Raw genomic sequence first — 23,797 nt, 5'->3', positions numbered from 1 at the left:
GCCCGGTTGATGTCCGACGATGTTCGATTGTCGAAAATGCTCTCCCTTTGGCTGAGGCACCATCCAGAGAAAGCCGGCATAACGCTGGACCCGCAGGGTTGGACGGACGTGGACGACGTCCTTGCCGCGATCGTAAGGGCGGATTTGACCTGTGACTGGCTAAGCCTGCTGCGCGTCGTTGACGAAAGCGACAAGCAGCGCTTCGAGTTGTCCGGCGACGCCTCGCGTATCCGAGCGCGGCAGGGCCATTCGGTCGTTGTTGACCTCCGCTGGCCGCAGGTTTTGCCTCCCGAACTGCTCTATCATGGCACGGTCGAGCGGTTTCTGCCTGCCATTCTGACCGAGGGCCTCTGTCCCATGCGTCGGCACCATGTCCACCTCTCCCCAGACCAGGACACTGCGACCCGTGTCGCAAAGAGGCGCGGCGCGCCGGCGATTCTGACTGTGCGGGCGCACGCTCTGGCGAAAACAGGCCAGCCATTCTTCCTAACTAGCAACGCGGTGTGGCTTACGAGCGCAGTGCCGCCAGGCTTCCTCGAGTACAAAGAGCCAGCTCAAAGCGGGGATAGAGAACACATAGGTTGGTAGCCGTTCCACCGGAACGAACATCGGCGTTTGGGGTCTTCTGGGGGCTCAACCAAGGGCCAGCTTCGGCGCGCATTACCGACTACCAGTTTGCGCCGAAGCCGTTCGCTCGCACTTAGTCCAAAGGAGAAACAGAGGCATCTTCTCATTGATGCGCGCCAGCGGGCATCCGTTCATTGACAACGCGGCCGTCAGCTAGCGACGCCTGAATCGTTCTCCCTCATATGTACGCACCGCGTTGCCACGTTCGAGTTCGCGGTTCTGATCCCATAGCGCCCGCTTGCCTCCGGCTTCGTCCGCGCGGCGCCGATCGTCGAGCAGCATCGCTAGCTTCAGCTTCGCGATCCTTTTGTTGGCGAATTGCGAACGTTGATCCTGCGACAGCGTCGCGAGACCGGTGGGCAGATGGGTTGCACGGACGGCGCTGTCGGTCTTGTTGACATGCTGCCCGCCTGGTCCCGAGGCGCGCAGCGTCTGATAGCGAATGTCATCGTCGCGCAAGTCAGGCGTCTCCGCATCAGCCCGAACGCGTCGCACCCCGACGAACCAGTTGCGGCGCTTGTGCAGCGAACGAAACGGACTGGTGCCGACCCAACGGATCGTGCCGATACAAGCCGCGGCGAACTCTTCGGCCTCCGCTCCAGAAACGCGCAGCAGCGCCGATGCCACGGGCCCCGTTATCGGCTCGACCAGCTCGCACGCCACGCCCGCCGCCGCTCCTTCGCGGCAAAGGGCATGGGCCAATTCGGCAACCACCCATTCGCATTCCTTCGGCCCCTGTCCCGAGGATAGATGCAGGATGATTTCGGTCATGTGCGCCTCGTCTTGTAGGTGAGGAGCGGTCGGAGTGTCGCGATCAGATCGATCAGTCCCGCCTGCTCGAGATCGCGCACGACCCGGTGGATGTCCTTGTACGCTTGGGGCGCCTCCTCATAAATCAGGTCGCGGTCTTCGCAGATCACCCGACTCCCGAGTTTGGTGCGCTCCAGATCTGCAATGCTGAAGCGGCGGACGAGCTTGTCCTTGGCCTCGCTGCGGCTCCATTTGCGGCCTGCGCCGTGGGCCAGCGAATGCAGTGCCTCGTCCGCTCGCTCCAGCCGGGGACGGACGAGATAGGTCATGTCGCCGCGCGATCCGGGTATCACCACCAGCCCCTTGTCCGCCGGTGCCGCGCCCTTGCGGTGCAGCCAGCCGCCGCGATGCGATGTGACGCTGTTGTGGCAGATGTCGAGCAAGCGTTCGCCAGTGGTGCCGAGCCGATCGAGGAAGCGCTCTGCGATCAGTTCGCGGTTGAGCACGGCCCAGGCCATCGCATCGTCATGCGCGGCGAGGTAGCGGGCGCACGAGTCCTCGCCGGCGATCAAGCCGGAGACATTGTGCCGCGTCAGGTGCTGCTCAAGGATTGCGTGGCCCAACCCGCGCGAGCCGCTGTGCACCATCAGGTAGAGCGCCGCTGGATCGACTTCCGTGTCCCCGTGTAGCGTCTCGACCCGAAGAAGTTCGGCGAAATGGTTCCCACCGCCGATGGTGCCGAGCGCTTCACCGGCAAGGTCCGGAGACAGCCCGGCTTGGGCCAGGCGGGCGGCATGATCGCCCGGCCACGGCTCCTCCAAACCCCGCAGCTTGCGCTCGGCCGCGTCCAGCCGGAACTTGCGCAGCGGCATGGCCACGCGGCACAGGCCCATCCCGCAGCCGATGTCGCTGCCGACAAGGTGCGGATAGACATGGCTGGGCGACCAGAATGCAGCGCCCACCGCGATGCCGCGGCCGGCGTGCAGGTCCGGCAGACCGACGATGCGGTCGATGCCTTCGAGCCGCGCTGTATGGTGGAGTTGGTCCACCGCGGCCTGCTCGATCCAGCTCTCGGGAGAGGCGACGATGTGGATGGTTGCGCGGGTCATAGTGCAGCATCCCTCCATCCGAGGTGCCGTTTGCCCGGCGCGACGATCTCGCCCTGATCGCGCCAGAACCACACGCGGTCCTTCAACACCCCGTCGCGGGGATCGACATAGAATTCGCGGCCACGGCAATTGCGACGGTCGGGACGCAGAACGCGCCCCTCCCGCAGCAATTCGCCGTGCCGTCCGTGCGAGATCCCGAACAGAACGAAATCGCGCAGATGCTGGCGGACATGCATCTTCACAGTGCTGCCAGTGTCGAGATGCTCGCAGATTTCGCTGAACACATCGTCCCAGCGCCGGCCGACCCGCCGCTGGATGAAGCGGACGAGCGGCGCGAGATTCTCGTTGAGCGATTTCGTGTACGCAGCCTGCTCCCTGGCATGCCGCTTGAGACCGATTTGCTTGAAGTCGTTCTTGTCCTTCTTGAGTTTTACCGGAGGCGCATGCCCAGCTCCCCAGCGGGGACGCTCGACAATGACCTTGAACATGTCAGCGCGCATGGCGGACCTCCCACAGAGCGGAAGCGCCAATCGGCAGACGAGCAACATTAGAAATTATTGCGGCATGGTGGCCGCAGAAAAGGGTCAGGCGACCGCAGTCACCCGCAAGGGACTTGCCCATGTGATATGTTCCTGAACTCGGAAATAGGGAGTGATGACGGGTGCGGTTGCGGTTCGCATGTGCTCACTCCTTTCGTCAGTTCGAGAAACAGTGCGGCGGCCTCTATGCCAACTGCGCGCAGCAATCAATGGCTGGCGCGAATGCAGTGGCATCAAATCACAATCTTCTACGGTGTCGGTCGCAGCGACTGCGCTCGCGGCGTAAAAGTCAGTTGGGTTGCCAACGACACGCTCATGATTTCTTACAAAGATGCTAAGTATGCGGATGCAGATCGGGCCGCCCATTTTTTGGGCAGGACCGTTTTCCACCCATCTTTCGCCGTTCACGATGGGCCAAAAAGCTCGGAGCGCCTGAAAGCCGACTGGCCGCTATCGGGCGGCCAAGCGGCCGGTCGGCTCGCGCCCAATTGCAGACATGACCGTTTTCCACCATAATGCTGGCATGCGAAGCTATCTGGCAGTGCGGAGGTTTGTCGACTGGGACTTGAGCGGCACCGGCTATATTCGGTCCGGCAGTTGGTCGCTAATGATTGCCCTGCTGCTTGCCTGCGGGCCACTTCCGTTTGTCGAACGGCCCTACTCTCCAAGTGCCTTGACAGTCATTGCGCTGGCGATCGGCGCGAGCCTAATCTGGATGTCCTTCATTGCGTGGCGCGGGATACGCATCTTCCGCGTGACATCGATCCGAGGCGACCGCAGATACGATCGACACGACAAGCATCGACTGTCGTCAGAGTATGCCGGGACTGAAAGCGCAACAAAATCAAAGCATCGCCGCTGACCGTCTACGACCGCTATCCACCACCTTTAGCCGTTCAGGGCCTGCTCTCCCGAGGGACCTTCGCGAAAGCCGACCGGCATCTATTAGTCGAAAGAGCTGCCGGGCAGGAATCGCCCACTTCTTGCCGTTCCGTCGTCAATCCAAGGTTACCGAGACTGGACATTGCCGGCGGGGCCTATCGCACGCTAAATCAGCCACGCCAGCGTGACGGAATTGGTAGACGTATCGCTACAGCGATCCCGGCAACGGGTGCGGGTTCGATCCCCTGCCGCTGGCAAAAAGGCGGTGATCTAATAAGTGTCGAAGCTAATCCCCGCTAATTGTGAGACCTGTTTCCGGATGTTGATCTACCCAGCCTGTCGCGCATCGCGCGGCACGGCTTCCAGTTCGCGATAGATTGTAGTGCGGGCCTACAGCGACAGTTGGTGTGACGACGGCTCCCGAAAAACGCCAGTAAGCGGCATATCCGCACGCTTTCGCTGCCGCTTCGAAGGCCGGGTAGCTCGTTTCGTTTCCCTCAACGACAAGTTCGAATGATGATCGCTGATAGCTGTTCGTTGCACACGACGTGAGCGTCGTGACCGGCAGAACGGTCAAGAGTATGGCAGTTAGCTGGATGCCGAAATTTGGCCGCATAGTGAGTATCGTAACGCCAAGACCGACTGCTTTCTAGCTAGTCCCTCCCGAAAGCTGCATGTCAGCAATCCACCAGGTTCCGCCGTTCGGTACGGCGATAGATGGGTGGTTTGCAGACCGGCAGCTTTCGGACGGTTGCCCCTGAAAGCTGCCGGTCCTCGAGGATGGTTACAATTTCACTGCGGCGTTGCCGCCATCAGCCCATAGAGCCGATCCTGAAACGAAGCTCGACATGTCGCTAGCCAGGAACAGCGCTGCCTGCGCAATTTCTTCGGGTTGGGCGATCCGCTTCATTGCGTGAAGACCGGCAGCCCATTCACGCTGGGCAGGATCGCCCGCCATGTCGGTCGCGGTGCCGCCAGGCAGGAGGGCGTTTGCGCGGATACCCGCGGCCCCATAGTCCGCCGTTATTCCGCGGACAAGGCCGAGGAGGCCCGCCTTGGCAGCTCCGTAGGGCCCCATACCCGGCAACCCCACACTGCTGCCCACGAAGCTACCTGTGAAGACTAGTGCACCACCGCCATGCTCCAGCATCGCGGGAATCTGCGCCCGAGTGCCAAAAAAGGCGGCAGTCAAGTTGACTGCCAGCACTTCCGACCATTGTTGGGGCTCGACCTCGGCGAACGGCTTCATCGTTCCGACCAGCCCTGCATTGTTGAAACCGATATGCACGCCGCCATATGCTTGTGCGGCAGCGACTGCTTCTTGATGCGTTTGCTGATCCGCTACGTCTCCGGCGATCGCGCGCGCCCGGCCACCGCTGTCTTCAATTTCGTCAACCATCAGGTCTAACGGGCCTTGTCGCCGAGCAACAAGCACCACGGACGCACCGTTGGCGGCAAACAATCTTGCGGCCGCCCTCCCAATCCCCGAACTGGCGCCCGTGATGATCGCCACTTTGCCTTCCAGCAGTTTCATTCTTCTGCTCCTTCGATGGAGCCGGGCAGTTAGGGTGCCCCGCTTTCGACCGCGTCCCGCTTCTTGTCGCCAAATCAGTCATGCGCTCGACCGCTGAGACGCCCGTCCTTCGGGCCGCTTTCGGACATTGCGTCGGCTTTTTAAAAACCGCTGGATTTGGCCGGTAGCCGACCGACAGCTTTCAGGCGCTGACCGGGCAATAGCTGCCATAGCGTGATGGCCAATCGGTATAACCGTGCGTGAAAGCGGTCGGGCGGGAATCGCCCACATCCCGTCGTTCAGGCGACCGGTCCGGTAGCTTTCCGCCATGCGTCTGACCGGAACCGTTCCGGCACTTCGTCATGCCACGGATCGAGGCCGAGCGCTTCCAGTTCGTCAAACCAGCGGTCGCGCTGTGTTGGTGGCAGCTTCTCACCGCTCCACGGGCAGTAAAACAGGCTTTGTCGAGCTTCACCCGCATGAACCCTTCGCAAGCTGCCTGGCGGTAACCGCCCCAGAAGCGGTCCTAGTCGCGCCGCCCGCGAAATGGCTGGAACTGGACCGGAAGCGGCGGGGCAGTCAGCGCCCACTACAGAACGTCGGCCAAGCGTTGGCGACTGCGAAAGCAGACGCTAAGATGCCGTGATGACAGAGGCGTTTAACATGAAGGCATCGCTTGGATTAGCTGGCGACCTAGACGACGTTGAACTCGTCGAGGACATCGAACAGGCATTTGGCGTGCGCCTGCCCGACGGCGAACTCTCGAACTGCGATACCGTTGGCGACCTCTTTGATCTCGTTCTAGCCCGCTTACCTGATCGCGGTGCCACGGCCGACCGCTGTGCAACCGCAATGTGCTTCTATCGTCTGCGCCGCGTGGTTCAGAGGCTCGCACCCGGCATTCAACTCCTACCGTCAACACCAATCGACGCGCTTCGCACTGTGTCCGTGAGATCACTCTATGAGGCTATGGAGATCGGCGAAGGACTGAGACCGCCGAACCCATATCTCTCGCGATGGGGCGCGCTCAGCCTGCTCATCGCTATAGCGGGACCTATCGGATTGCGGTTCGCAGGCGCATCTTGGTGGCTTGCGGGTGCTGCGCTGGCGCTCGGTGTGATCCTCTACCGATTCTCGCCCGTGCGCTTACCTCCACAGGCCAAGACTGTTCGGGATTTCATCGAACTCGTGGCCGCACTCAACATCTGCGAGCTTTCGGCCCAAGGCGCCAGGCTGCGTCCTGCAGAAGCTTGGCAGGCATTACAGGCATTATGCAGCGACCACGCCGCATCTTCCGCTGGTGAGATTAATCGAGAGACGCTCATCCACGGGTATCGCTTGGCCGCGCTGTAAGCGGACGGGCGGCTGACCACCCATCTCACGACATGGCGGCCAGACGGGAAACTCCCCGGATGTAGCCATTCCATTGCCATCGTGGCCCGCCCGAAAAGGCAGCTAGCGGTTGCCGCTGACATTGTTCGCGCAACGCAGGTCGTTTTGATCTCTGAGCTACCATCTAGGCTGCTGCCCCGGCTTTTCGGTCAGGTTGAGACGGTCCACCTCTTCGATCCGGCGTTTGCCCATCCGGCCTTCGGCAATCTCGGTTGCCATCAGCGCAAAAATGCGGCCTCCGGCGAAAATTGGTCGCGAATTGCCATACCAGTCGATGCACGAAACCTCGCAGCGATAGCCGGGGGCAGGCCGCGTCGCGGACTGTTCGAGTGCGCCGGCATTACCGAGCTTACCCGACGGCGACATCGTCAGGAAAGAGACGTCTGATCCCTCACTGTTCCAGACGTAGCGCATCGCCCTGCCGCGCCTGAGGACGGTGGGAAGGCCAAGCAGGCCACTGCCGTCTTCCTCGACCAGACTGTTGAAGGCGTGACTGCGCCCCTCGCTTTCGAACCTGCCGGCCAGGCGCGTGGTATCGAGCACGGACGCTTGCCCGCCCAGTTGCAGCAGCGAGAGATCAAGCCCACGGACGTCGCGATAGCCGCCGATCGCCATGCGGGTTTCACCGACCCGCTCGATTCGGATGATGTTGTGGGGCAGGACGAGCGTCTGCGTCGCCTGCGGACGATCAACCGGAAGGATGAATACCGGGCTACCCGGCTGCCTGTTCCGATCGGGCACCGCGCCATATCCTTCAAGCCTACCGCCATAGACCAGCCAATTGTCGGCGAAGCGGTTTTCGAGCGTACCGGCCGAGGGCGCCGGTACGCGGATATGACGTGCGGCGTCGATCGCCCTGAAGCTTGTGCCGAACTGACCCACCGGTATATTGGCGTATGTCAGCGTCGGCTGCGGCCCGCCAGCCGAGCAACCGGAAGGTTGCCAGCGCGTCAGGATGCGGAAAGTCTCGTTGGTCTCGTCCATCGAGAACTGGTCGATCGGCTGGCCGCGCAGGCCGACGACGCCTGGCGCGCCGCCATTGATGGGGATGCGATAGACTGCTGCCGGCGCAACGGCGGCGTAACCGGTGTCTTGGTGCGTGCAGCGGTCACCAGCCGTCGCATAAGCGGTATCCCACGCCCAGGGGTTTTTCCCCGTCCACAGATAGATCGCGGTGGGCGATACGAAGAATTCGCGCTCTGGTGGCCCCGCGAAGGCGGTCACGCGGCATTCCGGCGTCATGCCTGGCCGATAGCGTCCTAGCGGACAGACGGTCACGGCATGGACCATCGTGTCCGTCGTGCGCAGCACCGGACGATAAACGGCGCCCGCATCGATCAGCGACCGGCCATGGTCGCGGGCCTCCTCGGGAAGATTGCGGCCGCTCGCACGGCGTTCGTCCTCACTCATCCAGCGCCACAGGCGCGGCGCCGCGCGATCGCTCAGGATCAACGCCGCTGGGTATAGCGTGTAGAGGACGAGGTTGTCGCCAACGATGCGGCTCGCATAGTTGTCGCCGCTGTAATAGTCCCATGAGTTGATAAAGAAGCGGCCTTCGCGGGCGAGCTTGCCGTTCGACTGATCGAGCTTGAACACCGAAATTTCGGTCGCCTGCCGTCCATAGCTATAGGCGGTGACGATGATGCGATTTCCTTCGACCAGCATCTCGTCATACCAGGACAAATCCTGCTTGTCGGTGTAGACGTTGATCCGGTCCGAGAGCCGCAGCCGCCTGTCGCGGATATCGACGGCGAAGATGCGCCCATCCTGCAGCACGGCCAGAAAGTCGCCGACCTGCTTGACGACATCGCCTTCGTCGACGCCCGCAGTCTGGACATTCGTGATGTTGGGGCCTGCGGTTGGTCGCGTTGCTTTGGCGCGCGACGACGAAGACGTGCCAGCGCGCGAAGCAGTCACGACTATGTCGTCGCCGCCGTTGTCCGGCATCAGGCATTCGGGTTCAGTACACAGCTCTTCGACCTGGGGTGCGACGTTGAAGGCGATGCGCAGAAATCCGATTTTCGGCTGACGCATTCGGCGCTGCCATTCTTCTTGGTACCGCTTTTGGCGATCCCGCGAATAAGCCTGCACCGCTTCGAGCCAGTCGCGAAATGCGGCGCTGCCGGCAAAAGGCACGAGCTTGTCAGCAGTCAAACGGTCTAGTAGCGGATCGTCGTGAACCGCTGGAAATGGCCAAGGCTCGGGTCGCGCTTGCGCTGTAGTACTGACGCCTTGCGAGAGAGCGAGCGTCGCCGCCAACATCACGGTTGCAACAATTAGCGAAAAACGCATCGGCACACTCCCCCGGTACGGTTGGAAGGCTAGCGTCCTGCTGCGGGAGCGCAAGCGTGGTGCGAAGGCGAGCATTTCTAAAATTGGGCGAGAGTTGCGGGTCGGCTTCCGCCCAATCTTAGCCGTTCACGCTCACTGCCGCTGTTCCCGATAGCGGCCGTACGGATCAGCGCGTAAGCTGGCGTGATGGAAACCGCTTACGTTTTGCACCACGTTCGTTCTGAGGACGAGCACGCCGAGGACGCCAAGCTGATCGGCGTCTACAGTTCTCCTTCGCAAGCGGAGGCGGCGGCGAGGAGGCTGCGGCGGGCGCCGGGATTTTGTGACCATCCTGACGGCTTCACCATCGATCCCTACCTGGTAGACGAGGATCATTGGCGCGAAGGCTTCGGCGGCTAACGCATCATCAGCGGACCTTGCACGATCATACCGGCTAGGGCACGCTTCTGACATGGGATGGACTGCAAAGCCGGGCTCTGTGGAGGAGCGCCTCAATCAGTGGATGACACGCAAGAACGTGACCCTGATGTTTCTTGGCCTCTCCGTCTTCGACAGCGCACTTTTGGCTTGGGCAGGAATCGAATTGCTGAAGTTAAACTGGCGCTATATAATAGGTATGCCGCTTGCCTACGGTGTGGGGGCCGCTTGCACTGCCGTAGTGTTATGGAGGTCTGAACGACCATCGACAGCGACCTGGGCCGCCGCGTATTTCTTCGGGGCACTTCCTGCAATTAAGGTGCTTCTGGACAGCGGTATCGTTGGAGAAGTCGCAGGGCTGATCTCATAAGGGTTTGTCCGCTAACCACCCTGGATCGCTGTTCAAGATGGCGCGAGGCACGTGGACTGCCTGATAGCCGACTGGCCGCTACTTGGTGACAAAGCTGCCCGGCAAAAATCGGCCGGCTGTCGACGCTGACGCCGGGATTGGGCGTCCCGATAGCGGACGCTTAGCCGAACTGGCGACCGTGCAAATATCGCAACAAATCCCGAGCGTGCGTGCCCCAATGGAAGAATTGAAGGCGGAATGACCAGTGCGCGTCATCTGGTCCCGCATTGTCGGCAAGCCACACCACCTCGCTCATATCAAGCGTGAGATCGCCAAGATCATCAATTGCGTCGCCGCAACCCAATGTGGCGCCGGGACCATCGGTCGGGTCTGCAAGCGGATATAACCCGTAATCCGGAAATCGAGCGCCAACCCTTTGAAATAAAGCAGGGCCGCCGTCGCGTGGGGCGTCCAGATCGCCGTCCGAGGGTTCCGCATCGAGGGTGACGTGATATGCAGCAACGAGGCGATCCAGAGCCGCCGTCAGAGCAGCGTCTGTTGGGACCGGGCCGTCCCATACAACAGCCAAGAACTGTCGTGCTGCGTCGATCGCGGGAGATGTGTGCATCCGCTTAGAATTGCACGAGAGGCCCCCGTCTTCAACGGCAGCCTTTCCGACTTTTGTTCAGAAGCAGTCGGTCTGCACTCCACCACTTTTTCCCGTTCTTGCGCCGCCGTGTGGACGGCCCTCCGTTGGCAAGGTCGATTATTCTGGCCAGCTTCTCAGGTGACTGCGGAAAAGCCGCCACGGTTGACGGATTGGAAAGCAACAGGCGCTTATAGTCGCATGCATGGACGCCTTCACTGCCTGGGTCATGTCTGACTGGCCGCTGATCGCTGCGCTCTCAGTCTGCTTCCTTACCGGCGCGGCAAGCGAGCGAGCCTGGCGGCGGTGGCAGCTCAAGCTGAAGTACGCGAAGCGGCGTACAACCTGGCACAGCAGCAGCAGCTCCGCCGTCGCGAAGCCGGCACCAATACCAAACCCTGTAAAATTCGACCCGGCCGAGCAGCTCCGCGCCGTTGAACGCTCCCCATTCACGAGCCGCAACCTGCTTAACAAAGGCGAGTTGCGGTTGTTGGATGTGCTCGACGCCGTCTGTTCGGCCGACGATAAGGGCTGGCGCGTTATGGCGCAGGTCAGCCTCGGCGAAGTCCTCGCGAGCCCTGAGGAGCCGGCGTTCCGAGCGATTAACACTAAGCGGGTCGATTTTCTGATCATCAATGCGAAGGGCGCTCCTCAGTATGCCGTCGAATTACAGGGGAGTGGCCACCACCTCGGCGCTGCCGCTACCCGAGATGCGATCAAGAAGGAGGCACTGCGCCGCGCTGGCATCGGCTTTGTCGAGGTGCTGCCTGGCGACACTCCGCTCGAAGTCCGCGCGAACATCGCTAAATTCGCCCGCCAAGTTCCGCCAGACGGGATGCTGACGGTGACCCGAAACTGAAACGGCTCAACATCGCGTTATGTGCCGCATTCGGGCGGTGCAATAAGGGGCTTGGATGGCTTAAAAGGGCCGTTAGCCGACCGGCGGCTTTCGACGCTGACAGGGCAATAGCTGCCATAGCTGATGGCAATCGGTATTACCGTCTAGGACGGCGATGGACGCTGGAAAGCGGAATGGCTGCTTCTCTATCGCGGCTTGAGCCAATAGGCGCAGGCTGCTCTCCGCCGCTGCGAGATCGCCGGTTTGACGGATTGGTAGGCGAGGAAATACCAAAAGCCTTCATGCCGAGCTCGAGATCGTTACACGGGGTTCGCGCTTCGCTCGGGGGGGGGGCGGCACCTGGCCGCCCCATGATGGGGTTAGAAAAGCGGCATGGATCAATCTTTTGGACGTACTTGCCACTGGCGAAAGGGCTGCAGCCACCACGCACACTGAAGTCTCCTACACCGAGAAGTCCAGCCCCACAAAATGCGCCGCTCCCTCGCTGCACGAGATCAGGTCGACCTCGATCCAAGCATGGTACGTGCAGGAGCCGCAATCTCATCCGCTCTCGAAAAGCAGCTGCCGCCATACACCATTTTTTGGCGGCGAATGGGCGAGCCCCGATGGAATGTTAGGATCGAACCAGCAGGTGATCGCTTCGCAGCCACAGCGGTGCCAGGCACAAGGGAATCGAGGATAAGGGCAGAATGGCATCGTGCATCGGCACGCCCAACACGTTTGCGGCAAACGCGCGGCGCGCGTTCATGCGTCCCCACATATCCGGGTAGCGCGCAGCGATATCGCAGCGCAGTGAAGTGTCGGCGAAGACCACGCTGTCTTCACAGTTCAGCGCCCACCCGTCTCGCATCGGCGTCGGGATGATGTCGACCTGCATGTGCATGCCGGAACGGATGCGATCGGTCGAGCCTGGCCGCATCGGGGTGTTCGACCATTCCTCGTGGCCGGTCAGGTGACCAGGATTGAGCAGCGAGCGCAGACCGCCCGCGGCCAGCGTCTCGCTGACGCCGGCGTACAGATCGCCGCCGGCGACGCCGATGTCGGCCAGCGAATACCAGCGGATCAGGCCGGCGAAATAGGCCGAGGCAGTGGCGACGAACTCGTCGTTGGCATCGTCGATCAGCCCCGCACGCGCGGTCAACCCGCCCCATAGCCCGACCGCGGTGGACGCCCCGTCGCCCTTGGCGATCCGCCGCCAGCCTGGGCTAGCCAGACCGATCACCGCGCCGCCCGCGGCGTCGCCGGTTGCGAGCATCGCGTGCACGTTCATCGGTTCGCCGCGATACTTCAGGTTGAGCGCTGCATCGCGCTCAAGGTCACCGGGGCGCGTACCGCGAACGACGCTCCACACCATGTCGGACGCGCGCGCTGCCGCCGCCTCGAAGATCGCGATCTGATCGGCGTCGATGATCGAGCGCTGCCCGGTCTCGGGGTGCAGCATCACCGGCGTGACGTCGCTGACGTGCTTTCCCCCCACAACGCTGCGCAGCGCGTCGAGATAAATTGCCGGCACGAAGCTCGGCGCCGGACCATCCCATTCTTGCGCTTCGAGATACTTCCAGCCGATCACGCCGACGCGGTCGCCGCGGCTGAGGCCTGCGCTTCGCAGCACATCCGTGATTTGCGGCGCGGTGCTGCGATCCTGCCCCAACAGGCTCATCGTCTGCGACAGCATCACCTCGACACCTGGCAAGGGCGACAGCGCAGCATAGGATTCGCACTCGTTACCGGTGATCAACACGCGCCGTTCGCCCGGGCCGAGCAGCAGCAATGCCTCTTCGAAGCGCGGTTCGAAGCCGGCCAGAAACATCACATTGGCAAGGTGCTCGCGGTCGGCATAGACTGCCAGCCAATCGGTCCCGGCGGCACGAAGCGCCGCGTCGCAGCGCGCGGCATAGGTCTCGGCCGGCAGCGGCGGCGGCGCTGCGATCGGCCCGAAATCGGGTATCGCAACCGGGCGAAGGGCAATGCTCATGGTCGTGGTCCTCTTGGCGACAAGGCTATTGTCGTCGGCAAATATATATGACTTATGCTGGTGTCAAAGGAGCATGATATGGGGAAGTTGGCCGCATTGCTGGGCCTCGTTGTGTTGTCGACCGCAGCCAGCGCCGCCGAGCGCAGCCCGGCGGCGAACCTGCGCGACGTGACGATCGCGCGCGACGCGTTCGGCATCGCCCATGTCCGTGGCCGCAGCGATGCGGATGCGGTGTTCGGCATGATGTACGCGCAGGCCGAGGACGACTTTCCGCGCATCGAGCACAATTATCTCGCCGCGATGGGACGTCTTGCCGAAGCGGAGGGCGGGCCGGCGCTGTGGGCCGATCTTCGCCAGCGGCTGTTTCTCGATCTCGATGCGTTACAGGCCGACTATCGCCGCAGTCCGGCATGGCTGCGCGCGTTGATGGATGCCTGGGCAGGTGGGCTCAACCACTATCTGGCGACTCACCCGACGGTGCGGCCAAAGCGGATCACAAATTTCGAGCCCTGGATGGCGCTGGCCTTCTCCGAAGGCAGCATCGGCGGCGATATCGAGCGGGGCGTGGACCTCGCCGCGCTCGAAACCTTCTATGGCGGCAGTAATAGCGCCGCGCCGCCGCGACTGGCGGATGCCGGGCGTCTGGTCGAGCCCAAGGGCTCGAACGGCATCGCCATCGGCCCGTCGCGCAGCGCCAGCGGCTATCCCCTGTTGTGGATCAATCCACACACCTCGTTCTTCTTTCGCGCCGAACAGCAGGTGACCAGCGCGCAAGGGCTCGACGTCTATGGCGCTGCAACTTGGGGGCAGTTTTTCGTCTATCAGGGCTTCAACAAGCATCTCGGCTGGATGCACACGTCGAGCGGCGTGGACACGATCGACGAGTTTGCGGTGGAAGTGGCGCGGCGCGGCGGTCGGCTATCCTATCGCTACGGCCGCGCGTGGCGGCCGATCCGGCAGCGGATCGTGGCGCTTGGCGTGCGCCAGCCGGACGGCACGATCGCCACCCGCCGGTTCACCGTGCTAGCGACGCATCACGGGCCGATCATCCGGCAGGAAAATGGGCGCTGGATCGCGGTGGCGATGCTCAACCGCCCGCGCGCCGCACTAGAACAGAGCTATCTGCGTACCCGCGCCGGGTCGCTGGCGGATTATCTTGCAGTGTCCGATCGTAAGGCCAATGCGTCGAACAACACGATCCTCGCCGCGGCCGATGGCACGATCGCCTATCTGCACCCGCAATTCGTGCCGATTCGCGACGATCGGTTTGACTACACGCGTCCGGTCGATGGCAGTGATCCGGAGACAGACTGGCATGGCCTGCATGCGCTGAAGGACCTCCCCCAAGTGTTGCGTCCGGCCACTGGCTGGGTGGTCAACACCAACAACGCGCCGTGGACCGCAGCGGGCGTCGACAGCCCTAAGGCTGCTGATTTCCCGCGCTATATGGATTTGCTGGGCGACAATCCGCGCGGCGACCATGCCACCGCGTTGCTGTCTCGTGGCGAGCTCTTTTCACCGCAGTCGTTGATGCGCACAGCCTTCGACAGTTTCCTGCCGTTGTTCGATCAGCAGATCCCGCGTTTGCAGAAAGGGTTCGATGCACTGCCGCCTCGCGATGCCCTGCGCCGGCGCCTGGCCGCACCGCTGGCGCTGTTGACGGGCTGGGACCGCCGCTGGGGCACCGAGTCCGAAGCGACCACGCTCGCGGTGCATTGGGGCGAGGCGTTGTGGGCGAGCGAAGGACCGAAGGCGGCCGCCGCCAATGTGCCGATCTTCGCCTATCTCGCCACCCGCACGGCGGATGGCGATCGCGTCGCCGCGCTCGATGCGGCGGTCACGCGCATGCAGCGCGATCTCGGCAGCTGGCGTGTCGCCTGGGGGCGGATCAACCGCTTTCAGCGACACGACGGCGCGATTGCCCCACACTTCGACGATCGCGCGCCGAGTCTGCCGATCGGTTTCACCTCGGGCAATTTCGGCTCGCTTGCGGCATTCGGCGTCGATCGTCAGCCCGGGCAGCGCTGCCTGTACGGCACCAGCGGCAACAGCTTCGTCGCGGTGGTCGAGTTCGGCCCGATCGTGCGCGCCTGGGCCGTGTCCGCGGGGGGCGAAAGCGGCGATCCCGCCTCGCCGCATTTCGACGATCAGGCAAGGCGCTATGCCGGCGGCGATCTGCGCCCGATCATCCTCGATTCCGCTCGGGCTGGGCGGCCTTATCATCCCGGCGACGCCCGCCCGACCCCACCGACCCGTACCGATCCGCCGCCCGGCACACCCTGCGGCGTTCCGTAACGGCGTCTAGGGTCGCGGCGGATGGTTGCTGGCGGCGAGCAGCAGATCGAGCGCGCCGCGAATGAGATTGCTCATCAGCGTGCCTGCCAGCTGCGCGCGGCCGCCGACGATCGCGTCGGCGACCTTCTTGTGATCGAGCGCGCTGGCCCGCGGCACGCCCTTATATTCGTTGGTGCGCCGGATCGAGAAGCGCAATGTCGTCTCGGCCAGGCCAGTGAATTGCCGCATGAACCTGTTGTTGCTCGCCTCGAGAACGGCGATGTGGAACGCGATGTCCGCCTCCAGTGCGTCCTCCTCGCCGCGGTCGGCGGCATACATTCGGTCGATCGCATCAATGATCGCGCGCCGCTGCGGCCCGCTAGCGGAGTGTGCCGCGAGCGACGCGGCGCGCGGCTCGATCGACATGCGGATCTCGGTGAAATCGATCAGCAGGTCGATCGAAAACGCGCGTTGCAGCATCCAGCGCAGCACGTCCGGATCTAGCAGGTTCCAGCTCTCCTCCGGCTGCACCAACGTCCCCGCACGCTTGCGCGCGAGCAAAAGCCCCTTTGCAGTCAGCATCTTCACAGCCTCGCGCAACACCGGCCGACTGGCGGCATAGCTCAGGCACAATTCGGCCTCGGTCGGGAAGGGCTCGCCCGGGCGGTAGGTCTGCGTGACGATCGCCAGCCCAAGATCGTTGACGATGCTCGAGGTGAGGTTGCGGCCATCATCGGCCGGCGGACGCGCTGCGTCTTCGAACGATGCATCGTCGCCGGCGTCGTTGCGCGGGATCTTGTCGGTCTTCAACATACCGCAACGAATATCCCCATCGCGGCCAAAGCGCCATGCGCGCCTGATCCGATCAGACGGCGCACGGCGTGGGCGGTAGTCCGTGAACGCCGGGGTCGATCTCGAACAGCGCGCCGTCAGCCGCCCCGCCCGGCGAATCGAGCGCGGCGGAGGTGACGAACAACCGATCGAGACGGTCCCCGGCGAAGGTACAACTGGTGATGTTGACCGCAGGCAGCATATGCGATCGAACCAGTTGCCCGGCGGGGTCGAAGCGGCTGATCCGACCGCCTCCCCAATGCGCGATCCACAGGCCGCCATCGGCGTCCGTCGTCATGCCATCGGGATAGCCCCATGATTCCTCGAACGTAATTAGCAGTTCGCGTGGGCCCACCGTGCCCGCCGCATCGACCGCAAAACGATAGACTTCCCGGCGCCCGCTATCGGCGTGGTAGAGATACCGGCCGTCGGGGCTGAACGCGGGGCCGTTGGTGACGGCATAGCCGTCGTCGACCTGCGTCAGGCGGCCATCGGCGTCGAGACGGTACAACGCCCCCGATGGTTCGCGATCCTCGTCATGCTTGGATCCAAACCACAAGCGTCCCGCGCTATCGACCTTTGCGTCGTTCAGCCGATTGCCCGGATGGTCCGGTTCAGGCGACAGGAGCGGGCGGATCGTTACCGGATCGAGCGACAGCTCGACGATCCCGCTCTTGAAGCCGGCGAGCAAATCGCCGCGATCGTAACGCTCGACCGCCCAGCCGATCCGTTCGGGCATCGGCCAGCGTGTCACGTTCAGTGTCGACAGATCGAGCGCATTCAGCGCTTGCCCGACGATATCCACCCAATACACTCTCTGCGTCGAGGGGCTCCAAGTCGGGCCTTCGCCGAGCTGGTCGATGCCCCTGCGGTCGATGATAATATACGCGTCCATGCGATTTCCTCTTTTCAACGAATATATATGACTTAAAGCATCTGTCGATCGGGATGATTTTAATCCCGCGTATAGCGAGGGGCACTACGGCAATGCCGATTACGCGCAGATCCATGCTTGGCGGCACGGTGGCCGCAGGCGGTCTCGCTGTCGCCGGCTGCGCGCGGCCACCGCAGGATGTGCGGATCGGCTTCATCGTAAAGATGCCGCAGGAGCAATGGTTCCAGGACGAATGGCGCTTTGCGCGCGCCGCGGCACGGGACTTCGGCTTCTCGCTGATCGAAATCGGCGCGGAAGATGGCGATCGGGTCTTATCGGCTTTGAACACCTTGTATGCGCGCTACGCCGGTGGGTTCGTAATCTGCGCGCCCGACCCGCGGCTGGGGCCGGCGATCGCCGATTTCGCGCGCGACAGCGGGATGAGGGCGATGTCGGTCGACGACCGCCTGTCGGCCGCGGGCGGAGCGCCGATCGCGGGCATCCCGCATGTCGGCATTTCGGCGCTGGCGATCGGCGAACTGGCGGGGACGGCGGCGGCGACCGAGGCGCGACGGCGCGGCTGGGCGCCGGCCGAGACCGGCATCCTGCGGATCGCCTATGACAGTCTGGAAACCGGGCGAGAGCGCACCGGCGGCGCGGTGACCGCGCTGCGCCGCCAGGGCTACAGCCAAGTCTTCGATGCACCGCAGCGCACCACCGACACCGAAGGGGCGTTCACGGCGGCCGCGCCGGTGCTGACCGCGCAGTCGCGGATCGATCGCTGGATCATCATTGGGCTGAACGACGAAACGGTAGTCGGCGGGGTGCGTGCGGCGGAAGGCCTGTCGTTGGCGCAGACGAGCCTGATCGGGATCGGCATCGGCGGATCCGAAGCGGCCATCGCCGAACTCGGTAAGCCGCGTGCCACCGGTTTCTTCGCTACCGTGCTGCTCAGCCCGCGGCGGCACGGCTATGATACGAGCGCCGCGATGTATCGCTGGATCGCGCGCGGGCAGCGCCCGGCCGACGTCACACTGACCAGTGGTACGCTGATGACGCGCGACAATTTTCGCGCCGTCCTGGCGCGGGAGGCGAGGGCTTGAGTGCGATGATCGCCTTCGACCAGGTCGGCAAGACCTTTCCCGGCGTCGTCGCGCTGGATGGAGTGAGCTTCACCGTCGCGGCAGGAGAAGTCCGTGCGCTGATCGGCGAGAATGGTGCGGGCAAATCTACCCTGCTCAAGATCATGGCAGGGCAATATGTGCCAAATAGCGGCGAGTTGCGGATCGATGGCGTGGCGCAGCGCTTCGCCTCGCCGCGCGACAGCCAGAACGCCGGCATCGCGATCATCCACCAGGAACTGCAGCTGTTCCCGCAGCTCAGCGTGGCCGAAAACCTCATGCTCGGCATGCTGCCGGCACGGGCCGGCTTCGTCGATCGCGCGGCATTGCGCGCCCGCGCGATCGCCGTGCTCGAGCGGCTCGGCGAGGTGATCGACCCCGATATGCGGCTCGGCGCGCTGTCGATCGGGCGGCGGCAGATGGTCGAGATCGGGCGCGCGCTGCTGCGGGAGGCGAAAGTGATCGCCTTCGACGAACCGACCAGTTCGCTCAGCGTTCGCGAAACCGAGCGGCTGATGGCGATCATCGGCGATCTCAAGGCCAGCGGCTGCGCGATCATCTATGTCAGCCATCGCATGGACGAGGTTTATGCGCTCGCCGACAGCGCCACCGTGCTGCGCGACGGCAGGCATATGCTCGATCTCGCGCCGGTCACGGCGGCCGACGCGGATCGCCTCGTCGGCGCGATGGCGGGGCGTACGATCAGCGACGTCTACGGTTATCGGCCGCGGGCGGCGGGGTCGCCGATGGTCGAGGTGGAGGCGCTTGTCGGGCCGGGCATCGCCGCGCCGGTTAGCATTGCCGTCGCGCGCGCCGAAATTCTTGGGCTGTTCGGCCTGGTCGGCGCGGGGCGGTCGGAGCTGTTCCGCTTGATCTACGGCGCGACGATGCCCGATGCCGGCGCGGTACGGATCGATGGCCAGGCGATCCCGCCGGGCAGCCCGCGCGCCGCGATCGCCGCGGGCCTCGCTTTGTGCCCTGAGGACCGCAAGGAGGACGGCATCGTGCCGCTGGCGCCGCTGCGGGAAAATCTGGCGCTGGCGTGGCGCAACATGGCCGGCGCGACCGCGCTGCTGCGGCGGCATGAGGAACAAGTAGGCGCGGACGAGCTGATCGGCCGGCTGCGCATCAAGACGGCCGGCGCGGAGACCGCGATCGGATCGCTGTCTGGTGGTAACCAGCAGAAGGCCGTAATCGCGCGCTGGCTGTGGGCGGGCGCACGCGTGCTGCTGCTCGATGAGCCGACGCGCGGGATCGATGTCGGCGCGCGCAGTGAAATTTACGAGCTCATCTATCGCTTTGCCGAAGACGGCGGGACGGTGCTGTTCGCGTCGAGCGACATGGCCGAAGTGCTCGGCGTCGCGGACCGGATCGTCGTGATGCGCGAAGGTGCCTTGGCCGGCATCGTGTCGCGTGACGAGGCGACACCGGCGGGGCTCCTCCGACTTGCGCTGCCGCAGGCCAATCAGACTTCATCAAACCAGGATGCGATCCCAGCATGACTTTGCGCACGATCCTCAAACGTCTCGTACCGCTGCTGGCGTTGGTGGTGATGGTTGGCCTGTTGTCGCTGCTGGTGCCGGACTTCCTCGGCCTGCGCAATTTGCGCGGGTTGCTGCTGTCGGTCACGTTGGTCGGCACGATCGCGGCGACGATGATGCTCGTGCTGGCGATGCGCGAGGTCGATCTGTCGGTCGGCTCGATCGTCGCGCTGTCCGGCGTGCTCGCCGCAGTCGGGATGAGCGCGACGGGGAGCATCGCGGTCGGCGTTCTGGCAGGCCTTGCCGGCGGTGCGATGGTCGGCTTCGTCAATGGCGTGCTGGTGGCGGGGTTCAAGGTCAATTCGCTGATCGTGACGCTGGCGATGATGGAGGTGGTGCGCGGCCTCGCCTTCCTCGCCTCGGGCGGGGAAAGCGTCGCGATCCCGTTACAGGACTTCTACGCACTCGGATCGGGCGGCATGCTCGGACTGAGCTGGCCGATCTGGTCGATGATCGGCAGTTTCGCGATCTTCGGGTTGATCCTCAAGGCTACCGTGTTCGGCCGCAACATTCTGGCGATCGGCGGCAATCCCGAAGCGGCGCGGCTGGCCGGCGTGCCGATAACCCGCGTACGGATCATCGTGTTCACGCTGCAGGGACTGGTGGCCGGGCTGGCTGGCATCATCCTCGCCGCGCGCATCACCAGCGGCCAGCCCAACACCAGCATCGGGCTTGAACTGGCGGTCATCTCCGCCTGCGTGCTGGGTGGCGTATCGCTGTCCGGCGGTTTGGCCACGATCGGCGGCGTGATCATTGGCGTGTTTATCATGGGCGCGGCGCAGAATGCGCTCAACCTACTCAATGTGCCGACCTTTTACCAATATGTCGTGCGCGGGGGAATTTTGTTGCTCGCCGTTGTGGCCGATCGGCTGCGACAGGACGGGCGACTTCCGCGGATCCCCATCCGCTTCACGAAGACCGACCGGAGCGAAACCCAGAATGTCTAAGATTGTCGCGATCGAAACCTTCCTTGTGCCGCCACGCTGGCTGTTCGTGCGGATTGAGACCAGCGATGGCGCGGTCGGCTGGGGCGAGGCCAGTCTGGAAGGCCATGCCGAGGCCGTGGTGGGCGCGTTCGAAGCGGTGCGCGACCGGCTGATCGGGGCCGACCCCGATCGCATCGAGGATGCCTGGCAATTGCTGTATCGACTGGGCTTCTATCGCGGTGGCCCGGTGTTCATGTCGGCAATATCCGGGGTCGACCAAGCATTGTGGGATTTGCGCGGCCGCGCTCTCGGCGTGCCCGTCGCCGACCTGCTGGGTGGCCGGGTGCGCGACCGGATCCGCGTCTATGCCTGGATCGGCGGGGATCGGCCGAGCGACGTTGCCGCTGCCGCCCTGGTGCGGCGCGAGCAGGGGTTTGATGCCGTCAAGATGAACGGCACCGAGGATATCGACTGGTTGTCGGGCCCGGCCGCGGTCGACGCCGTGGTCGAACGGCTCGGGCTGGTGCGCGATACCGGGATGGACGTCGGCGTGGATTTCCACGGCCGGGTACACAAACCGATGGCGCGCCGCATCGTTTCCGCACTCGAACCGCTGTCGCCGCTGTTCATCGAAGAAGTGCTGCTCAGCGAGCAGCCCGAAGCGATCGCGCAGGTGGCGGCGCAGACCAGCGTTCCGCTCGCGCTGGGCGAGCGACTATTTTCGCGCTGGGACTTCAAGCCGTTCTTCGAGGCAGCGTCGGTCGATATCGCGCAGCCCGATCTCAGCCATGCCGGCGGCATTTCGGAAGGCCGGCGCATCGCGGCAATGGCGGAAGCGTATGATTTGGCGATTGCGCCGCATTGTCCGCTTGGACCGCTGGCGCTGGCCAGCTGTCTACAACTGGCCGCGGCGACGCCCAATTTCGTAATCCAGGAAATGTCGCTCGGCATTCACTACAACCAGCCGGATGCGGACCTGCTCACCTATATCACCAATCCCGAGGTGCTGACGGTGACGGCGGGCAGTGTCGCCGTGCTGGAAGGGCCGGGGCTGGGCGTCACGATCGACGAAGCGCGCGTGCGCGACGCCGCGCGCACGCCCCATCGCTGGCGCAACCCGGTATGGCGCGGGTGGGACGGGTCGTTGCGCGAATGGTAGAGCCGTTCGCAGGCAAGGTGGCGCTAATCACTGGTGCCGCCGGCGGCATCGGCCACGCCGTGGCGCGAACCTTCGCGGATGCTGGCGCCAAGCTGGCGCTGGTCGATCGCGCGGCGGGGGAGATGTCTCTCGACGGGCTGGGTGACGCCTTGCCGATCGCGTGCGACCTCGCCGACGCTGCCGCGCTGGACGCCGCGGTCGCCGCGACGCTCGATCGCTTCGGGCGGTGGGACGTGCTGGTCAACGTCGCCGGCATCATGCTGTTCAAGCCGATCGAGGAGCATGATGTGGCCGATTGGCAGCATCTGCTGGCGGTCAATCTGATCGCGCCGGCGCTGCTGACCGGCCATGCGCTGCGTCATCTGCCGCCTGGCGGCGCGATCGTGAACATCGCCTCGGTCCATGCGTGGCGAACCTCAGCGATGGTGTCGTCCTACGCCGCGTCCAAGGCGGCAATGGCCAGCCTTACGCGATCGACCGCGATCGAGGGCCGGGAGCGCGGTATTCGTTGCAACGCGATCCTGCCCGGGGCGATTGACACCGCGTTGCTGCGCGACAGCCCGAATATCCGGTCGGGCGTGGAAGTCATCGATCCCGCCGATATCGGCCAGCCCGCGGATATCGCCGCGCTGGCGCTGTTCCTCGGCTCAGACGAGGCGCGGTTCGTCACCGGCGCGGAGATGGTCGCCGATGGCGGCCGGATGGCGCGGCTTTAGCCGACGCCGAAGCGCAGCCGGGTCTCGCTGCGATAGGTGTCGCCTGGGTCGAGCCGGGTAGTGGGGAAATCCGGCCGGTTGGGGCTGTCGGGCCAATGCTGCGCCTCGAGGCATACTCCCGACCGCGGCGGGAACCGGCCGCCGAGGAAGTTCCCGCTGTAGAGCTGTAATCCCGGCTGGTCCGTCGAAACGGTCAGCGTCCGCCCGCTCGCCGGATGGTCGAGCCGCGCCACCGGCCGCACCCCGGCGATGTCGAGCAGATAGTTGTGATTATAGCCGCTGGCGTGGCGCAGTTGATCGTCGTCGATCCGCGATCCGATCGGTCGCGCCACCGTGAAGTCGAATGGAGAGCCGGCGATCGCCCGCCGTTCGCCGGTCGGCAGGTTGGCCGCATCGATCGCCAGGATCCGAGCGGAATCGATCGATAACCGATGGTCGAGGATCGACGCGTGCGGATTGCCCGAAAGATTGAAGTAACCGTGCGACACGAGATTGACGTGCGTCGGTCGCGTGGTCGTCGCGGTGTAGACGATGGCGAGTTCGCCATCGTCGGCCAGGCTGAAGTCGGCGACCGCGTCGAGCGCGCCGGGATAGCCTTGATCGCCATCCGGGCTGCGCAGCGTCATCGCGACGTGTCGATCGTCAGCCGCTACGATCGTCCACACTGCATGGTGAAAGTTGCGCGCGCCGCCATGAAGGTGGTTGGGCGCCTCATTGGCGCTTAGCGGATAGTGGACGCCGTCTAGCACGAATGCCGCGCCGGCGATGCGATTGGCGAACCGGCCGCAGGTCGCGCCGAGATAGGCGTCGGGATCGGGGCCGCCGGCCGCCGGATAATCGGAAGGATCGTCGTAGCCGAGCAGGATGTTGGCGAACCGCCCGGCGCGATCAGGTGTCTCGATAGCCATCAGCGTCGCGCCAAGATTGGTCAGGCGGACAGTGACCCCGGTCGGCGCACGCAGGGTAAGGGCGGTTGCCGCCGCAAGGTGAGCATCGGGCATATCG

Annotated in this window: 22 protein-coding genes and 1 pseudogene; 12 read left to right on the top strand and 11 right to left on the bottom strand. The window is 64.1% G+C overall.

What is annotated here, in order from left to right:
• The first annotated feature begins 9 nt into the window (after window positions 1-9).
• Window positions 10-588 carry an RNA 2'-phosphotransferase gene (locus tag U1739_RS06255; protein WP_332705231.1) on the top strand — a complete coding sequence of 193 codons (579 nt, stop codon included), beginning with the start codon at window positions 10-12 and terminating at the stop codon, window positions 586-588.
• Between the two features lie 192 nt (window positions 589-780).
• Here U1739_RS06255 and prfH read toward each other — a convergent pair whose 3' ends face one another.
• The 3 genes from prfH to U1739_RS06240 are packed head-to-tail and all read right to left on the bottom strand — an operon-like array spanning window position 781 to window position 2,986.
• Window positions 781-1,398: a peptide chain release factor H gene (gene prfH / locus U1739_RS06250; protein ID WP_332705228.1), complete on the bottom strand. Its 618-nt coding sequence runs from the start codon at window positions 1,396-1,398 to the stop codon at window positions 781-783.
• Window positions 1,395-2,486, bottom strand: a complete 1,092-nt coding sequence (locus U1739_RS06245) for an RNA ligase RtcB family protein (protein ID WP_332705225.1) — start codon at window positions 2,484-2,486, stop codon at window positions 1,395-1,397. Before U1739_RS06245 ends, prfH begins: the two co-directional genes overlap by 4 nt.
• Window positions 2,483-2,986, bottom strand: a complete 504-nt coding sequence (locus U1739_RS06240) for a hypothetical protein (RefSeq protein WP_332705222.1) — start codon at window positions 2,984-2,986, stop codon at window positions 2,483-2,485. The genes U1739_RS06245 and U1739_RS06240 overlap by 4 nt, the downstream gene beginning before the upstream one ends.
• A 535-nt stretch (window positions 2,987-3,521) precedes the next feature.
• Here U1739_RS06240 and U1739_RS06235 point away from each other — a divergent pair.
• Window positions 3,522-3,887, top strand: coding sequence for a hypothetical protein (locus tag U1739_RS06235; protein WP_332705219.1), 366 nt, complete (start codon window positions 3,522-3,524; stop codon window positions 3,885-3,887).
• 198 nt (window positions 3,888-4,085) lie between these two features.
• Window positions 4,086-4,164 (top strand): annotated as a pseudogene (locus tag U1739_RS06230).
• Window positions 4,165-4,691: 527 nt separating this feature from the next.
• On the opposite strand, the gene U1739_RS06225 reads toward U1739_RS06230, so the two are convergent.
• Both U1739_RS06225 and U1739_RS21145 read right to left on the bottom strand, forming a co-directional pair.
• The gene (locus U1739_RS06225) at window positions 4,692-5,441 is read right to left on the bottom strand and encodes an SDR family oxidoreductase (RefSeq protein WP_332705216.1); all 750 of its coding nucleotides are present in this window, start codon (window positions 5,439-5,441) and stop codon (window positions 4,692-4,694) included.
• Between the two features lie 278 nt (window positions 5,442-5,719).
• Complete coding sequence (locus U1739_RS21145; RefSeq protein WP_443025513.1) at window positions 5,720-6,010, bottom strand: DUF6980 family protein; 291 nt, start codon at window positions 6,008-6,010, stop codon at window positions 5,720-5,722.
• Window positions 6,011-6,065: 55 nt separating this feature from the next.
• Between U1739_RS21145 and U1739_RS06220 the strand changes: the two genes are divergently transcribed.
• A complete protein-coding gene (locus U1739_RS06220) occupies window positions 6,066-6,773 on the top strand; it encodes an acyl carrier protein (RefSeq protein ID WP_332705213.1) in 708 nt (235 codons plus the stop codon).
• A 156-nt stretch (window positions 6,774-6,929) separates the two neighbouring features.
• Here U1739_RS06220 and U1739_RS06215 read toward each other — a convergent pair whose 3' ends face one another.
• The gene (locus tag U1739_RS06215; protein WP_332705210.1) at window positions 6,930-8,846 is read right to left on the bottom strand and encodes a beta-propeller domain-containing protein; all 1,917 of its coding nucleotides are present in this window, start codon (window positions 8,844-8,846) and stop codon (window positions 6,930-6,932) included.
• A gap of 444 nt (window positions 8,847-9,290) precedes the next feature.
• On the opposite strand from U1739_RS06215, the gene U1739_RS06210 reads away from it, so the two are divergent.
• Window positions 9,291-9,503: a DUF7336 domain-containing protein gene (locus U1739_RS06210; RefSeq protein ID WP_332705207.1), complete on the top strand. Its 213-nt coding sequence runs from the start codon at window positions 9,291-9,293 to the stop codon at window positions 9,501-9,503.
• 548 nt (window positions 9,504-10,051) lie between these two features.
• Here U1739_RS06210 and U1739_RS06205 read toward each other — a convergent pair.
• Window positions 10,052-10,459: a hypothetical protein gene (locus U1739_RS06205; RefSeq protein ID WP_332705204.1), complete on the bottom strand. Its 408-nt coding sequence runs from the start codon at window positions 10,457-10,459 to the stop codon at window positions 10,052-10,054.
• 262 nt (window positions 10,460-10,721) lie between these two features.
• Here U1739_RS06205 and U1739_RS06200 point away from each other — a divergent pair, with 262 nt between their 5' ends.
• Window positions 10,722-11,375 carry a DUF2726 domain-containing protein gene (locus tag U1739_RS06200; RefSeq protein WP_332705201.1) on the top strand — a complete coding sequence of 218 codons (654 nt, stop codon included), beginning with the start codon at window positions 10,722-10,724 and terminating at the stop codon, window positions 11,373-11,375.
• A 613-nt stretch (window positions 11,376-11,988) separates the two neighbouring features.
• Here the strand turns inward: U1739_RS06200 and U1739_RS06195 are convergent.
• Window positions 11,989-13,350 (bottom strand): M24 family metallopeptidase, encoded by a 1,362-nt coding sequence (locus U1739_RS06195; RefSeq protein WP_332705198.1) that lies wholly within the window; start codon window positions 13,348-13,350, stop codon window positions 11,989-11,991.
• Between the two features lie 78 nt (window positions 13,351-13,428).
• Between U1739_RS06195 and U1739_RS06190 the strand changes: the two genes are divergently transcribed.
• A complete protein-coding gene (locus U1739_RS06190) occupies window positions 13,429-15,645 on the top strand; it encodes a penicillin acylase family protein (RefSeq protein ID WP_332705195.1) in 2,217 nt (738 codons plus the stop codon).
• A 6-nt stretch (window positions 15,646-15,651) separates the two neighbouring features.
• Here U1739_RS06190 and U1739_RS06185 read toward each other — a convergent pair whose 3' ends face one another.
• Together U1739_RS06185 and U1739_RS06180 are read right to left on the bottom strand one after the other, a co-directional pair.
• A complete protein-coding gene (locus U1739_RS06185; RefSeq protein WP_332705192.1) occupies window positions 15,652-16,437 on the bottom strand; it encodes a FadR/GntR family transcriptional regulator in 786 nt (261 codons plus the stop codon).
• A 52-nt stretch (window positions 16,438-16,489) separates the two neighbouring features.
• Entirely contained in the window at window positions 16,490-17,350 is an 861-nt protein-coding gene (locus tag U1739_RS06180) for an SMP-30/gluconolactonase/LRE family protein (protein WP_332705188.1), read from the bottom strand.
• Window positions 17,351-17,442: 92 nt separating this feature from the next.
• Here U1739_RS06180 and U1739_RS06175 point away from each other — a divergent pair, with 92 nt between their 5' ends.
• The 5 genes from U1739_RS06175 to U1739_RS06155 are packed head-to-tail and all read left to right on the top strand — an operon-like array spanning window position 17,443 to window position 22,792.
• Complete coding sequence (locus tag U1739_RS06175) at window positions 17,443-18,432, top strand: substrate-binding domain-containing protein (protein WP_332705185.1); 990 nt, start codon at window positions 17,443-17,445, stop codon at window positions 18,430-18,432.
• 5 nt (window positions 18,433-18,437) lie between these two features.
• Window positions 18,438-19,952, top strand: a complete 1,515-nt coding sequence (araG, locus tag U1739_RS06170) for an L-arabinose ABC transporter ATP-binding protein AraG (protein WP_332706566.1) — start codon at window positions 18,438-18,440, stop codon at window positions 19,950-19,952.
• Entirely contained in the window at window positions 19,949-20,938 is a 990-nt protein-coding gene (gene araH, locus U1739_RS06165; protein WP_332705182.1) for an L-arabinose ABC transporter permease AraH, read from the top strand. The genes araG and araH overlap by 4 nt, the downstream gene beginning before the upstream one ends.
• Complete coding sequence (gene dgoD / locus U1739_RS06160) at window positions 20,931-22,076, top strand: galactonate dehydratase (RefSeq protein ID WP_332705179.1); 1,146 nt, start codon at window positions 20,931-20,933, stop codon at window positions 22,074-22,076. Before araH ends, dgoD begins: the two co-directional genes overlap by 8 nt.
• Window positions 22,077-22,093: 17 nt before the next feature.
• Entirely contained in the window at window positions 22,094-22,792 is a 699-nt protein-coding gene (locus tag U1739_RS06155; RefSeq protein ID WP_332705176.1) for an SDR family NAD(P)-dependent oxidoreductase, read from the top strand.
• Here the strand turns inward: U1739_RS06155 and U1739_RS06150 are convergent.
• The gene (locus tag U1739_RS06150; protein WP_332705173.1) at window positions 22,789-23,793 is read right to left on the bottom strand and encodes an aldose epimerase family protein; all 1,005 of its coding nucleotides are present in this window, start codon (window positions 23,791-23,793) and stop codon (window positions 22,789-22,791) included. The genes U1739_RS06155 and U1739_RS06150 overlap by 4 nt on opposite strands.
• Window positions 23,794-23,797 lie beyond the last annotated feature (4 nt).

Origin of the sequence: Parasphingomonas puruogangriensis, assembly GCF_036663635.1 — a bacterium.
Classification (GTDB): Bacteria; Pseudomonadota; Alphaproteobacteria; order Sphingomonadales; family Sphingomonadaceae; genus Sphingomonas.
This window is presented reverse-complemented; position numbering and strand designations above follow the sequence as displayed.

Bases quoted from the DNA above. Each gene is read 5' to 3' on its own strand.
- U1739_RS06235 (WP_332705219.1), top strand. From the start codon at position 3,522: ATGACCGTTTTCCACCATAATGCTGGCATGCGAAGCTATCTGGCAGTG.
- U1739_RS06220 (WP_332705213.1), top strand. From the start codon at position 6,066: ATGACAGAGGCGTTTAACATGAAGGCATCGCTTGGATTAGCTGGCGAC.
- araH (WP_332705182.1), top strand. From the start codon at position 19,949: ATGACTTTGCGCACGATCCTCAAACGTCTCGTACCGCTGCTGGCGTTG.
- araG (WP_332706566.1), top strand. From the start codon at position 18,438: ATGATCGCCTTCGACCAGGTCGGCAAGACCTTTCCCGGCGTCGTCGCG.
- U1739_RS06240 (WP_332705222.1), bottom strand. From the start codon at position 2,986: ATGCGCGCTGACATGTTCAAGGTCATTGTCGAGCGTCCCCGCTGGGGA.
- dgoD (WP_332705179.1), top strand. From the start codon at position 20,931: ATGTCTAAGATTGTCGCGATCGAAACCTTCCTTGTGCCGCCACGCTGG.
- U1739_RS06185 (WP_332705192.1), bottom strand. From the start codon at position 16,437: ATGTTGAAGACCGACAAGATCCCGCGCAACGACGCCGGCGACGATGCA.
- U1739_RS06215 (WP_332705210.1), bottom strand. From the start codon at position 8,846: ATGCGTCAGCCGAAAATCGGATTTCTGCGCATCGCCTTCAACGTCGCA.
- U1739_RS06210 (WP_332705207.1), top strand. From the start codon at position 9,291: ATGGAAACCGCTTACGTTTTGCACCACGTTCGTTCTGAGGACGAGCAC.
- U1739_RS06195 (WP_332705198.1), bottom strand. From the start codon at position 13,350: ATGAGCATTGCCCTTCGCCCGGTTGCGATACCCGATTTCGGGCCGATC.
- prfH (WP_332705228.1), bottom strand. From the start codon at position 1,398: ATGACCGAAATCATCCTGCATCTATCCTCGGGACAGGGGCCGAAGGAA.
- U1739_RS06175 (WP_332705185.1), top strand. From the start codon at position 17,443: ATGCCGATTACGCGCAGATCCATGCTTGGCGGCACGGTGGCCGCAGGC.
- U1739_RS06255 (WP_332705231.1), top strand. From the start codon at position 10: ATGTCCGACGATGTTCGATTGTCGAAAATGCTCTCCCTTTGGCTGAGG.
- U1739_RS06180 (WP_332705188.1), bottom strand. From the start codon at position 17,350: ATGGACGCGTATATTATCATCGACCGCAGGGGCATCGACCAGCTCGGC.
- U1739_RS06150 (WP_332705173.1), bottom strand. From the start codon at position 23,793: ATGCCCGATGCTCACCTTGCGGCGGCAACCGCCCTTACCCTGCGTGCG.
- U1739_RS06245 (WP_332705225.1), bottom strand. From the start codon at position 2,486: ATGACCCGCGCAACCATCCACATCGTCGCCTCTCCCGAGAGCTGGATC.
- U1739_RS06190 (WP_332705195.1), top strand. From the start codon at position 13,429: ATGGGGAAGTTGGCCGCATTGCTGGGCCTCGTTGTGTTGTCGACCGCA.
- U1739_RS06225 (WP_332705216.1), bottom strand. From the start codon at position 5,441: ATGAAACTGCTGGAAGGCAAAGTGGCGATCATCACGGGCGCCAGTTCG.
- U1739_RS06200 (WP_332705201.1), top strand. From the start codon at position 10,722: ATGGACGCCTTCACTGCCTGGGTCATGTCTGACTGGCCGCTGATCGCT.